Origin of the sequence: Pseudomonas algeriensis (assembly GCF_048847255.1) — a bacterium.
GTDB lineage: Bacteria > Pseudomonadota > Gammaproteobacteria > Pseudomonadales > Pseudomonadaceae > Aquipseudomonas.
The window spans coordinates 1-12,883 of the sequence record NZ_JBKKRK010000016.1; the positions used below are offsets into that span (position 1 = coordinate 1).

The window sequence follows — 12,883 nt, forward strand, 5'->3', positions numbered from 1 at the left end:
GCTCGCTTGTATGGTAGGACTTGAAGGGAGGAGGAGGGACAAGGCTCGATTCTGACTGTTCGCGCAGTACAGACCGTGGGAGATTTCACCCCTCCTCCTTTCACCCAAGCGCCGATAAAGAATGCATCTGGCCTAGACCGACGATAGGAACAAGCCTGCGCCTCTGGGTGAACCCTTCAAGTGTTCAAACCTTAGCGCGGAGGATTTTCAATGGCAATGCCGGTTTCTGTCGCAAAGCCGATCGTGGGGGTTGATGTCGCCAAAGATGAGTTGGTGATTTATCACGCAGAAACAGATCGACTGCAAGCGATCCCCAACACCAAAGCTGCGATCAAGAAGTGGCTCAAGGAATTGCCTGCGCCAGTGGATGTCGCCATCGAGGCCACCAATATCTATCACCAGGACTTCGCCGACCTGGCTTATGCGCAGGGCTGTGTGATCTACATGATCGGCGGCTACGAACTCAGCCATTACCGCAAAGGTGTGAAAGTTCGCGCCAAAACCGATGCGCTGGATGCTCGGTTGTTGGCTCGCTACTTGAACAACGAAGGCCACCAGTTGCACCCGTGGACCCCGCCATCGCCCCTGTATTGCCGGCTTATAAGCCTTTTCCGGCGCCGGGCAGCCTTGGTTCAGGCGCGTGTCAGCCTCAAGCAAAGTTGGTCGAACGAACCGTTGCTCAAAACGGCCTTTGAGAACCAGATAAAGGCCATGCAGCGACTGGAAATCTTGCTTGAGAAAACAATCCAGACGCAATTGGATGCAGCCGGTCTGGGCAGTCAGCTCAAGCGCTGCATGAAAGTCGAAGGAATCGGGCTGTTGAGCGGTGCGCGTTTACTTACGTCGTTTCAGCGTGGAGATTTCAGAAATGCCGATGCCTTCATCGCTTTTCTAGGGCTGGACCTGCGCATATCGGACTCGGGAAAAAAGAAGGGACGCCGCTGCCTGTCTAAGCGAGGTGACCCGGAGGCGCGCCGATTGATGCACAACGCCGCGATGTCGGCGAGCCGCACAGCGGCGTGGAAGGGTTTTTATGGGGCTTTGCGGGCTCGAGGGCTAAGCACAACCGAAGCATTAGTGGCACTGGCCCGCAAGCTTGCCCGAGTGGTATTCGCCCTGTTGAAGAACCAGAGCGAATACTTACCAAAAGGCATCTAAGGGCTAGCCATGCACCATAGAATCTCCCACAGGGTTAACAGAGCGTCAGATCAACTCACCGCACAGATCCAGCTCAACCAACCGCCGAACCTCATCCACCGGCAACCCCGCGCCAATCAATGCCTGCAACTTGCCGAACGCCGCCTCGCGGGTCATGCCGCCGCCGGACAGCACGCCAACGCCGCGCAAACGGCTGCCGGCTTCGTACACGTCCAGCTCGACGCCGCCTTCATGGCATTGCGTCACTGCCACGACCACCACGCCGCTGTCCCGCGCCCGTGCCAGGCTGGCGAGGAACGCCGGGTTGTCGCTCGGCCCGGTGCCGCTGCCGTAGCACTCCAGCACCAGGCCCTGGATGCCACTGCCCAGCAGGCCATCGATGATCTCGGCTCCGATGCCGGGAAACAGCGGCAGCGCCGCGACATTCGCCAAGTGTTTGGGCTGGTTGTAATTCAGCTGGGTTGGCAGGGAAGCCGCCTTGATGCCCCCGCCCTGACGTTCCAGACGCTTGAACGGATGACGGCCGAAGCTGCGCACTTTCGCGCAACGGGTCGGCGCCAGCAGTTCACCGTGGAAATAAAGGTGTACGCCCGGCGCCAGGCCTTGGCCCAGGGCGACCAGCGCGCCGCTGAGGTTTTCCCAGGCATCGCTGTCGGTCACGCCGGCGGGCAGCATCGAACCGGTGAAGCAGACCCGCGCATGCAGGCCCAGCAACTGGAAGCTCATCGCAGCGGCGCTGTAGGCCAGCGTGTCGGTGCCGTGGAGGATCAGCACGCTGTCGCAGCCTTGCACATCCACGGCATCGACCACCGCTTCGCGCAGTTGCTGCCAGTACGCTGGCGTCATGTTGGCGCTGTCGATCAGCGGCGCCATTTCCCGGAAGCGCCACTGGGGCACGACCAGTTCGGGTTGGCTGTGCAGGTAGTCGCGCATCCGCGCTTCGAAGCCGGATGCCGGGGCCAGGCCGTTGGCGCTGGCTTGCATGCCGATGGTGCCGCCGGTGTAGAGCACCATGACGTGCTGGGCGGCAGGATAGGTCGAGGCATTCATGGGAAGTTCTCCGAGGACGAAAACAGCAGCTTCACTCGCTGCCGCAACATAAGGTCGAGCATGACGCCGACCTTATGCTGTGTCACGCCGGACGCAGGGGATGCGCCCGGTTTTTTTCCAACAGACCGTTGATCAGCGTTGCGCTGCAGCCAGGCTTGCCGGAGCGTTGCCGGAGTCGGCGGCAGGCGCCGACGGGCTCGCTGGCCAGGCTTTGCGGTCCAGGTCCAGGTCAGGGAACTTGCTCGAATCGAAGACAGGCACCTTGATGCCGGCCGAGCGCTGGTCGTCGTAGTCGCGCAGGATGCGCATGCCGACTTTGAACAGCAGGAACAGCGCGATCAGGTTCACGAACGCCAGCAGGGTCATGGTGATGTCGGCGAACGCGAACACGGTGCCCAGGTTCTCGATGGCGCCCCAGAAAATCAGTGCCAGGACCAGGGTGCGATACGCCATCAGCGCCTTGCGGTTTTCACCCAGCATGAAGCGCAGGTTGTTTTCGCCCAGGTAGTAGTTGTAGAGGATCGAGGTGAAGACGAACAACGACAGGGCCACGGAGATGAAGACCCGGCCCCAGTCACCGACCACGGCCGCCAGGGAGTTCTGGGTCAGGGCAATGCCGTCGCCTTCGAAGCCTGGAGTGTAGAAGCCCGACAACAGGATCAGCAGCGCGGTGCAGGTGCAGATCACGAAGGTATCCAGGAACACGCTGAACGCCTGGACCACGCCTTGGGCGACCGGGTGCTCGACGGACGCAACGGCCGCGACGTTAGGCGCGCTGCCCAGGCCGGCTTCGTTGGCGAATACGCCACGCTTGACGCCCATGACAATGGCGCTGCCAATCAGGCCACCGAAAGCCTGGTCCAGGCCAAAGGCGCTCCTGACGATAGTCGCCAGCATGCCCGGCACGTGTTCGAACTGCAGCACGATCACGTAGAGGGTCACGGCGATATACGCCAGGGTCTTGACCGGTACCAGCAGGTCGGCCACTTTGGCGATACGCTTGATCCCGCCGATGAACACCAGGCCCAGCAATACCGCCAGGCCCAGGCCGGTGTAGGTGGTGTCGAGGCCAAAGGCGTTGTTCAACGAGTGAGTCACGGCGTGGGCTTGCAGGCCGTTGAAGGCGAAGCCAAAGGTGATCAGCAGCAGGAATGCCATGATCATGCCCAACCAGCGCTTCTGCAGGCCGTGCTGGATGTAATAGGACGGGCCGCCACGGTACTGGCCTTCGGAGTCGCAGCGCTTGTAGAGCTGGCCGAGGGAGCATTCGAAGAAGCTGCTGGACATGCCGACCAGCGCGGTCACCCACATCCAGAACACCGCACCCGGACCACCGAGGGTCACGGCAATGCCGACACCGGCGATGTTGCCCGCGCCGACGCGGCCGGCCAGGCTGAGCATCAAAGCCTGGAACGAACTGAGCTGGTCGGTGCTGCTTTTCAGGCTGTCACGGAACACCGCGAACATATGAAAGAAATGACGGAACTGGACGAAACGCGAGCGGATCGTGAAGTAGCCACCGAGCCCGACAATGAGCGCGATCAGCACTTTCCCTGAGAGGAAGTCGTTGATGACTTCGAGCATGAGTATTCCTCGCTGTTTTTTGTTAAAAGCAAATGCTGGCCATTTGGAAACATCGTGTTACATCCGTCGGCACGCGGCTCGACAGAGGGGGCGATGTTTCGTCCCGGTCCACTTCGCGGGTTTGTTATTAGTTCGGTTTTCGCATGTTTCGAGGCCTCGTTGACGACGACCACCCATGCGAAGAGGGGCGGCACTATACCTATCAGTGCGACGCCCGTCTGCACAGTTGTGGTGCATACGACGAAACGAACCCTTTTATCTCCTGGCCTTTCGGTCAGGTTCCTGAAGGAGCAAGCCGGTTCGCGATGGCTGGCGACGCGGGGTACAACGGCAGCGCGTCGTTGTTTGTCGCGAGCAGGCTTGTTCCTACAAATTTCGCTGGCGCCTCAGTTGACGGTTAAAAAAAAGGGCTTGGGGTACGAGTCCCCAAGCCCTCAAAAGGTGAGAGGTGTCTAGTCCCTCGACCTGGTGAGCGGTGGTGGCGTCGATCAAGCCTTGAGCGGGACCAGACGCGGAGCAATCATGTTTTCCGGGCGCAGGATGTCGTCGAGCATGGCGTCGTCGAGCAAGCCTTCTTCGCGCACCAGCTCCAGCACGCCGCGGCCGCTTTCCAGGGCAACACGGGCGATGCGGGTGGCGTTTTCATAGCCGATGTACGGGTTCAGGGCGGTGACCAGGCCGATCGAGTGCTCGACCAGCTCGCGGCAGCGCGCTTCGTTGGCGGTGATGCCGACGATGCAGTGCTCGCGCAGCATGTCCATGGCCCGTTGCAGCAGGCGGATCGAGTCGAAGATCTTGAAGGCGATCAGCGGCTCCATCACGTTCAGTTGCAGTTGGCCGCCTTCGGCCGCCATGGTCAGGGCCAGGTCGTTGCCGATGATCTGGAATGCCACTTGGTTGACCGCTTCCGGGATCACCGGGTTGACCTTGCCCGGCATGATCGAGCTGCCTGGCTGGCGGGCCGGCAGGTTGATCTCGTTGATGCCGGTGCGTGGGCCGCTGGACAGCAGGCGCAGGTCGTTGCAGATCTTCGAGAGCTTGACCGCGGTGCGCTTGAGCATGCCGGAGAACAGCACGAAGGCGCCCATGTCGGAGGTGGCTTCGATCAGGTCGGCGGCCGGCACCAGCGGCTGGCCGCTGATGGTTGCCAGGCGCTGTACGGCCAGGGCCTGGTAGCGTGGGTCGGCATTGATGCCGGTGCCGATGGCGGTGCCGCCCAGGTTCACTTCGGTCAGCAGCTCGGGCGCCAGGGTCTTCAGGCGCGCCAGGTCTTCGCTCAGGGTGGTGGCGAAGGCACGGAATTCCTGGCCGAGGGTCATCGGCACGGCGTCTTGCAGTTGGGTGCGGCCCATTTTCAAGACGTGGCTGAATTCCTCGCCCTTGGCGGCAAACGCCTGGATCAGGCTGTCGAGGCTGGCCAGCAACGCGTCGTGGCCCAGCAGCAGACCCAGGCGGATCGCGGTCGGGTAGGCGTCGTTGGTGGACTGCGCCATGTTCACGTCGTTGTTGGGGTGCAGGTACTGGTATTCGCCCTTCTGGTGACCCATGGCCTCCAGCGCGATGTTGGCGATGACTTCGTTTGCATTCATGTTGGTCGACGTGCCGGCGCCGCCCTGGATCATGTCCACCACGAATTCTTCGTGGAAATCTCCGCGGATCAACCGTGCACAAGCTTCGCTGATCGCGGCGTGCTTGGCTTCGCTGAGCTGGCCCAACTCACGGTTGGCGTCAGCGGCGGCTTGCTTGACCATTGCCAGACCGACCACCAGTTTAGGGTAATGCGAGATCGGGACACCGGAGAGACGAAAGTTGTTGATCGCTCGTAGGGTCTGGATGCCGTAATACGCTTGCGCCGGTACTTCGAGTACGCCAAGCAGGTCTTTTTCTGTGCGGAATGATGCAGCGGAGGACATGATGGAAATCATCTCAATAAGGACCCGGTCAGAGCCGGAACGCTGTGAATCCTAGGCTTTCAGAAAAATTTGGGCCAATGCTGTTAAACACTGGCCTATGCATATTCGGCATAATGCCCGTGTGACGCCGACAGTGCGGCGAGCGTGTGACCTGTTTTGGTGCGTCCCTCGGGAGGACGGTAATGAATCTAGAAAGCAAATGGCTCGAGGACTTCAGTGCCTTGGCCGCGACGCGCAGCTTTTCCCAGGCGGCCGAACGCCGCTTCGTGACGCAACCGGCCTTCAGCCGACGGATCCGCAGCCTTGAAGCGGCGCTGGGGCTGACGCTGGTCAACCGCTCGCGCACGCCGATCGAATTGACGGCGGCGGGGCAGTTGTTTCTGGTGACGGCGCGCACGGTGGTCGAGCAGTTGGGCGAAGTGCTGCGGCATCTGCATCATCTCGAAGGCGGGCAGGGAGAAGTCATCCAGGTGGCGGCGGCCCACTCCCTGGCGCTGGGCTTCTTCCCCCGTTGGATCGCTCAACTGCGTAACGAAGGCATGAACATCGCCACGCGGCTGGTCGCCACGAACGTCGGCGATGCCGTGCACGCCTTGCGCGAGGGCGGTTGTGACTTGATGCTGGCTTTTTATGACCCCGATTCAGCCATGCAGATGGATCCAGAGATTTTCCCTTCGTTGCACTTGGGCCAGACCGAGATGTTGCCGGTGTGCGCGGCCGATCCACACGCAAGGCCCTTGTTCGACCTCGAAGGCGAAGCCAGCGTGCCGCTGTTGGCCTACAGCGCGGGGGCATTTCTCGGGCGTTCGGTGAACCAATTGCTGCGCCAGCGTGCGCTGCGCTTTACCACGGTGTACGAGACGGCCATGGCCGACAGCCTGAAAAGCATGGCCCTGGAAGGGCTGGGCATCGCCTGGGTGCCTCACCTGAGCGTGCGCAACGAACTGGCCCGGGGCGAGCTGGTGATCTGCGGCGGGGCGCAATGGCATGTCCCGCTGGAGATCCGCCTGTACCGCTGCGCCCTGGTGCGCAAGGCCAATGTGCGGTTGCTGTGGCGCAAGCTCGAGGGTGGGGTAGTGCAGGGTGTCACGGGATCTTGATAGCACTGCAAACCCTGTGGGAGCGAGGCTGCTCGCGATGGCGGACTAGCAGGCAATACTTGCTCGACTGATACACCGCTATCGCGAGCAGGCTCGCTCCCACACAGGGATTTGCAATGCTGCAACATTGACTTCTAAGTCAATAAAACCACCGCTTCAGCACAAAAGGCAGATGGTCGGCGAAAGTGCGTTTAATCCTTCGTTTTCGGTATACTGCCCGGCCTTCGGTCGGTTCATCCGGCCATCATTCGTACAACAAGCCACGCCGGTTTCCTGCGTGGCTTGTTGTTTTTTGACGCGCCCCAGGGCGCCCAGAGAGAAGAGGCACGACGATGAGTGCACTGGTTGGCGTGATCATGGGCTCCAAGTCCGATTGGTCCACCCTTAGCCACACCGCCGATATGCTGGAAAAGCTCGGCATCCCTTACGAGGTGAAAGTGGTGTCTGCCCACCGTACCCCGGACCTGCTGTTCCAGTACGCCGAAGAAGCCGACGCGCGTGGCATCGAAGTGATCATCGCCGGCGCCGGTGGTGCGGCCCACTTGCCAGGCATGTGTGCGGCCAAGACTCATTTGCCAGTACTGGGCGTGCCGGTGCAGTCCTCGATGCTCTCGGGTGTCGATTCGTTGCTATCGATCGTGCAGATGCCGGCCGGCATTCCGGTCGCTACCCTGGCCATCGGCAAGGCCGGCGCGATCAATGCCGCCCTGCTGTCGGCGAGTATCCTGGGCGCCAAGCATCCCCAATTTCATACCGTGCTGAAAAAATTCCGCGCTGAGCAGACAGACAGCGTCCTGGACAATCCGGACCCACGCATTGCCTGAGGTTGTTGAAGAATGAAGATCGGTGTAATCGGTGGCGGCCAGTTGGGTCGCATGTTGGCCCTGGCGGGTACGCCGCTGGGGATGAACTTCGCTTTCCTGGACCCGGCGCCGGACGCCTGTGCCGCTGCCTTGGGTGAACACCTGCGGGCCGATTATGGCGACCAGGATCACTTGCGCCAATTGGCCGATGAGGTCGACCTGGTGACCTTCGAGTTCGAAAGCGTCCCGGCTGAAACCGTGGCCTTCCTGTCCCAGTTCGTCCCGGTCTACCCGAGCGCCGAAGCCCTGCGTATCGCCCGCGACCGTTGGTTCGAAAAGAACATGTTCAAGGACCTGGGCATCCCGACGCCGGCCTTTGCCGACATCCAGTCCCAGGCTGACCTGGAAGCCGCGGTCGCTTCAATCGGCCTGCCGGCCGTGCTCAAGACCCGTACCCTGGGTTACGACGGCAAGGGCCAGAAAGTCCTGCGCAACCCTGAAGATGTCGCCGGCACCTTTGCCGAGCTGGGCAGCGTCGGCTGCCTGCTGGAAGGTTTCGTGCCGTTCACCGGTGAAGTCTCGCTCATCGCCGTGCGTGCCCGCGACGGTGAAATCCGCTTCTACCCGCTGGTGCACAACACCCACAAGGACGGGATTCTCAAGCTGTCCGTCGCCAGCACCGACCATCCACTGCAAGCCCTGGCCGAAGACTACTCCAGCCGCGTGCTCAAGCAGCTTGATTACGTTGGTGTGATGGCGTTCGAGTTCTTCGAAGTGGACGGCGGCCTCAAGGCCAACGAAATCGCCCCGCGTGTCCACAACTCCGGGCACTGGACCACTGAAGGCGCCGAGTGCAGCCAGTTCGAAAACCACCTGCGGGCGGTCGCTGGGTTGCCTCTGGGGTCGACCGCCAAGGTCGGTGAAAGCGCGATGCTGAATTTCATCGGCAAAGTGCCGGACACCGAGAAAGTCCTGGCAATCGCCGACTGCCACCTGCATCACTATGGCAAGGCTTTCAAAGTGGGGCGCAAGGTTGGCCACGCCAACCTGCGTTGCGCCGACCGTGCCACGCTGGCCCAGCAGATCATCAAGGTCGAAACGCTGATCGCCGAACAATAGTCTGCAACGGCGGTGGAACCATTCATCGGCTAACCTCTCTCATGGCTAAGTGCCAAAACCCGATCAGGGTTTTGGCTTAGCGTTCAATCAGAGGGAAATGCCATGGGAATCATCGGAACCATTTTAATCGGCTTGATCGTTGGCCTGCTCGCACGCTTCCTGAAGCCCGGCGATGACAGCATGGGCTGGATCATGACTATCCTGCTCGGTATCGGCGGTTCGTTGGCGGCCACTTACGGCGGCCAGGCCCTGGGCATCTATCAGGCCGGCGAAGGCGCGGGCTTCATCGGCGCCCTGGTGGGTGCCATCGTGTTGCTGGTGATCTACGGCCTGATCAAAAGAAACTGATCAAACCTGATGAAGCCCTCTCCGCGCGGCGCACGGAGAGGGCTAAACTGCCCGGCGTTTCATTCCATTCTTTGCCGAGCCCTTTCATGCGCCGTCTAGTGTTGACCCTTCTTTTGCTGGGCAGTGGCCTGGCCCACGCCGCCGAGCTACCGGAAACCGACTGGCTCGAACTGATGCCCAAGTCGGACCAGAAAGCCCTCGAGGCGATGCCCGAGATCGATCACGACTCCCCCGAAGCCAGTGGCACCTTCACTGAAAAAGGTGGCTTGAAGCAAAGCAAAGGCTTGCCGGCGGTGATGTACTCGACCAAGACCGTGGCGTCGATGAATGACAAGCACCTGCGCATTGGCGGCTATCCGGTTCCTTTGGAGACCGACGCCAAAGGCCGCAGCACGTTGTTTTTCCTGGTGCCTTACCCGGGCGCCTGCATCCACGTTCCCCCGCCGCCGCCCAATCAATTGGTACTGGTGCGCTATCCCAAGGGCGTGAAGCTCGACGACATCTATACGCCGCTGTGGGTCACCGGCACCCTGAAGATCGAGAAGGTCGACAACGACCTGGCGAGCGCGGCGTATGCGCTGGATGCGGAGAAGGTGAGGGTGGTGCAGGAGGCGGATTTGTGACCGGCCGGTTGACCTGACACAGTTCCAATTGTGGGAGCGAGCTTGCTCGCGATGGCGATACGTCAGTCGATGCAGGTGTTGACTGTCAGTCCGCTATCGCGAGCAAGCTCGCTCCCACAGTAGCCTTGCGGTGTCAGAGCGGCTTGCTGCAAATACTCACGCCAAGGGTATGGCTGGCGTCCGGCAACAACGTCACCGCATCATCCATCACGTTGGCCGTCTCGATGCAAAGCATGCGCTGCCAGCCATCGTCGGCCATGTCGCTGAAGGCCTTGGCGCGCTCGGTCCAGGGGTTCCAGATCACCGCCGAGCGTGATCCGCTAGCGGTCAGTTCTATGCGTCGATTCCAATGGGGGTCGACGATGCTCAGTGTCGGTGGGGTATCGAGATAGATACGGTCGGTTTCACCGACGAAGCGCAGGTCGCCCGCCTGGGTGTGTGTATTCCAGTCGTCCAGCGTCTCGATGTAGTCCAGGCCGTCGACCCCGTCGACCTGTACGTTGCGCACATCGCTGACCGCGAAATAGCTGTGCAGCGCCTGGCTGAGGCTGACGGTCTCGCTGCCTCGGTTATGGCTGGTGAGGCGGATATGCAGTTGCTCATCCATCACGATGGTCAGCGTCAGGTCGACCTGATGGGGCCACCCAGGCAGCCCGTTTTCCGGGTAGGGCAGCACGAATTCGATTTTCAGGCGCTCGCCCACGGCCTCGATGCCTTTCAATTCCCAATCCATCGCTCGCACCAGGCCGTGGGCCGTGGCCGGTTCATTGCTGACGCGCATGGCCTGGATGCTGTCGGGGTTGCGGGTCAGGTTGCCGAACCAGGGCCAGCACACCGGCACACCGGCGCGGATGCTCTTGCCCGCCTTGAACGTAGCCTGGTCATTGAGCCAGATCAGCGGCGGCTGGCCATCCACCTGATAGCTGAGGATATGCGCGCCTTGCTGGGCCACCAGCAACTCGGCCTGACCGTGGCGGATGCGCCAACCGTTCAGTTCATCCAATTTGACGGCTTCGACATTGGGCGTAGGCATGGGGCGCATCTCGTTCAGGAACATGGACTGCAATGGACCGCAAAACGGCCCCCGCGTTTAACGGGCGCGTGGTGGAACCGAGCGAGTGCGGCCACTGCCGTCGATGGCGACGAAGACGAACACCGCCTCGGTGACCTTACGCCATTCGCTGGACAACGGATCATCGCTCCACACCTCGACCATCATCTGGATCGAGCTGCGGCCGATCTCCAACGCCTGGGTATAGAAGGACAACTGCGCACCCACCGCCACCGGCACCAGGAACGCCATGCGATCAATCGCCACGGTCGCCACGCGGCCGCCCGCCACCTTGCTGGCCATCGCAGTGCCCGCCAGGTCCATCTGGGACACCAGCCAGCCGCCGAAAATGTCGCCGAAGCCGTTGGTATCACGGGGAAGCGCGGTGATTTGCAGGGCCAGGTCGCCTTGCGGGATTGGATCTTCTTGTTCGAGCTCTATCATGCCGGGGGTGCCTCTGACCCGTAACTCTGTCTTGTCTTTCAGGTGAATAGCCGTCTTTGTAAAAAACGATTCAGCCCGAACTGCCACGTTCGTCACGTTTTTCGTAAAGGCGCGCCAAAGGGAAACTCTGCGAAACCGGCTGATCTTGTACTACATCACCAACGGCGTTTTCGCACAGCAACCCCTTACAGAGTGTCGCAAGGTTGCGAGTATATCGGGCGATAGACGTCGAGACGACCACTGGGTTCTGATTTTGACTGTCAATTACGCGCCTCTATGTGCTTTTTCGAACAATTTGCTATCGTGCCGAACCTGCCCGGGCTCTCATCAGTGTTGTCGGGCCGAGAACCGACTATAAGAGAAACCCTTGCCATGACCACTGCGCCTTCGAGCACGGCGACGCCCGCACAACCCGCCCGTCCGCTGACCCGTAACGACTACAAGACCCTGTCGCTTTCTGCCCTGGGCGGCGCGCTGGAGTTCTACGATTTCATTATTTTCGTGTTCTTCGCCACCGTGGTCGGCAAGCTGTTCTTCCCTGCTGAAATGCCCGAATGGCTGCGCCTGATGCAAACGTTTGGCATTTTTGCCGCCGGATATCTGGCCCGGCCGCTGGGCGGGATCATCATGGCTCACTTCGGCGACCTGCTGGGGCGCAAGAAAATGTTCACCCTGAGCATTTTCATGATGGCCGTGCCGACCCTGATCATGGGTTTGTTGCCGACCTACGCGCAGATCGGCATGTGGGCGCCGATTCTCTTGTTGCTGATGCGCGTGATCCAGGGGGCGGCGATCGGTGGCGAGGTACCGGGGGCCTGGGTATTCGTTTCCGAGCACGTGCCGGCGCGCCACATCGGCTACGCCTGCGGCACCCTGACCTGCGGCCTGACGGCGGGGATTCTGTTGGGTTCGTTGGTCGCCACCGCCATCAATAGCATTTATACGCCGGTGGAAGTGGCGGATTACGCTTGGCGGATCCCGTTCCTGCTGGGCGGCGTGTTCGGCCTGTTTTCGGTGTACCTGCGTCGCTGGCTGCACGAAACCCCGGTGTTTGCCGAATTGCAATTGCGCAAGGCCTTGGCCGAAGAAGTGCCGTTGCGCGCCGTGCTGCGCGACCATCGTGGAGCCATTGTCATTTCCATGCTGTTGACGTGGCTGCTGTCGGCCGGCGTCATCGTAGTCATCCTGATGACCCCGACGGTGTTGCAGACGGTGCACCACTTCAGCCCGACTACGGCGCTGCAGGCCAATAGCCTGGCAATCGTATTCCTGAGTTTCGGTTGCATTGGCGCCGGTGTATTGGCCGACCGCTTTGGTGCCGGCCGGGTGTTCGTGTTTGGCAGCGGTTTGTTGTTGATCACGTTCTGGACCTTCTATCACAGCCTGTTCACTCACCCCGAGTGGCTGTTCCCGCTCTACGCCTTGAGTGGCTTGCTGGTGGGCACCATCGGCGCAGTGCCCTACGTCATGGTCAATGCCTTCCCGGCCGTGGTGCGCTTCAGTGGGCTATCTTTTTCCTACAACCTGGCCTACGCAATCTTCGGCGGTTTGACGCCAATGATCGTGACCCTGCTGTTGAAAGAAAGCCCGATGGGGCCGGCGTATTACGTCGCGATCATCTGCGGCATCGGGATGGTGATCGGTGGGTATCTTTGGAAGAAAGGCCGCTAAGCGGCGCCGAACAGCCCTG

12 protein-coding genes are annotated in these 12,883 nt (G+C 61.0%); 7 read left to right on the plus strand and 5 right to left on the minus strand.

Annotated features, from left to right (window positions below):
• Positions 1-210 precede the first annotated feature (210 nt).
• A complete protein-coding gene (locus ACLK1G_RS20575) occupies positions 211-1,158 on the plus strand; it encodes an IS110 family RNA-guided transposase (protein ID WP_420766120.1) in 948 nt (315 codons plus the stop codon).
• A 45-nt stretch (positions 1,159-1,203) separates the two neighbouring features.
• On the opposite strand, the gene ACLK1G_RS20580 is transcribed toward ACLK1G_RS20575, so the two are convergent.
• The 3 genes from ACLK1G_RS20580 to aspA form a co-directional block, all read right to left on the minus strand.
• Positions 1,204-2,208: an asparaginase gene (locus ACLK1G_RS20580; protein WP_420767103.1), complete on the minus strand. Its 1,005-nt coding sequence runs from the start codon at positions 2,206-2,208 to the stop codon at positions 1,204-1,206.
• A 132-nt stretch (positions 2,209-2,340) separates the two neighbouring features.
• Positions 2,341-3,792: an alanine/glycine:cation symporter family protein gene (locus tag ACLK1G_RS20585; protein WP_420767104.1), complete on the minus strand. Its 1,452-nt coding sequence runs from the start codon at positions 3,790-3,792 to the stop codon at positions 2,341-2,343.
• A gap of 488 nt (positions 3,793-4,280) precedes the next feature.
• The gene (aspA, locus tag ACLK1G_RS20590; RefSeq protein ID WP_030139110.1) at positions 4,281-5,705 is read right to left on the minus strand and encodes an aspartate ammonia-lyase; all 1,425 of its coding nucleotides are present in this window, start codon (positions 5,703-5,705) and stop codon (positions 4,281-4,283) included.
• A 182-nt stretch (positions 5,706-5,887) separates the two neighbouring features.
• Here aspA and ACLK1G_RS20595 point away from each other — a divergent pair, with 182 nt between their 5' ends.
• From ACLK1G_RS20595 to ACLK1G_RS20615, 5 genes are all read left to right on the plus strand, one after another.
• Positions 5,888-6,805, plus strand: a complete 918-nt coding sequence (locus tag ACLK1G_RS20595) for a LysR substrate-binding domain-containing protein (protein WP_420767105.1) — start codon at positions 5,888-5,890, stop codon at positions 6,803-6,805.
• A gap of 332 nt (positions 6,806-7,137) precedes the next feature.
• Positions 7,138-7,629, plus strand: coding sequence for a 5-(carboxyamino)imidazole ribonucleotide mutase (gene purE, locus ACLK1G_RS20600; protein ID WP_420767106.1), 492 nt, complete (start codon positions 7,138-7,140; stop codon positions 7,627-7,629).
• A 12-nt stretch (positions 7,630-7,641) separates the two neighbouring features.
• A complete protein-coding gene (locus ACLK1G_RS20605) occupies positions 7,642-8,727 on the plus strand; it encodes a 5-(carboxyamino)imidazole ribonucleotide synthase (protein ID WP_420767107.1) in 1,086 nt (361 codons plus the stop codon).
• 102 nt (positions 8,728-8,829) lie between these two features.
• Positions 8,830-9,075, plus strand: a complete 246-nt coding sequence (locus ACLK1G_RS20610) for a GlsB/YeaQ/YmgE family stress response membrane protein (RefSeq protein WP_186611365.1) — start codon at positions 8,830-8,832, stop codon at positions 9,073-9,075.
• A gap of 86 nt (positions 9,076-9,161) precedes the next feature.
• Positions 9,162-9,698 (plus strand): DUF3299 domain-containing protein, encoded by a 537-nt coding sequence (locus ACLK1G_RS20615; RefSeq protein WP_082112055.1) that lies wholly within the window; start codon positions 9,162-9,164, stop codon positions 9,696-9,698.
• 133 nt (positions 9,699-9,831) lie between these two features.
• On the opposite strand, the gene ACLK1G_RS20620 is transcribed toward ACLK1G_RS20615, so the two are convergent.
• Together ACLK1G_RS20620 and ACLK1G_RS20625 are read right to left on the minus strand one after the other, a co-directional pair.
• Positions 9,832-10,731, minus strand: coding sequence for a D-hexose-6-phosphate mutarotase (locus tag ACLK1G_RS20620; RefSeq protein ID WP_420767108.1), 900 nt, complete (start codon positions 10,729-10,731; stop codon positions 9,832-9,834).
• A 57-nt stretch (positions 10,732-10,788) separates the two neighbouring features.
• Positions 10,789-11,193, minus strand: coding sequence for an acyl-CoA thioesterase (locus ACLK1G_RS20625; protein WP_030139126.1), 405 nt, complete (start codon positions 11,191-11,193; stop codon positions 10,789-10,791).
• Between the two features lie 372 nt (positions 11,194-11,565).
• Here ACLK1G_RS20625 and ACLK1G_RS20630 point away from each other — a divergent pair, with 372 nt between their 5' ends.
• A complete protein-coding gene (locus ACLK1G_RS20630) occupies positions 11,566-12,864 on the plus strand; it encodes an MFS transporter (RefSeq protein ID WP_420767109.1) in 1,299 nt (432 codons plus the stop codon).
• Positions 12,865-12,883 lie beyond the last annotated feature (19 nt).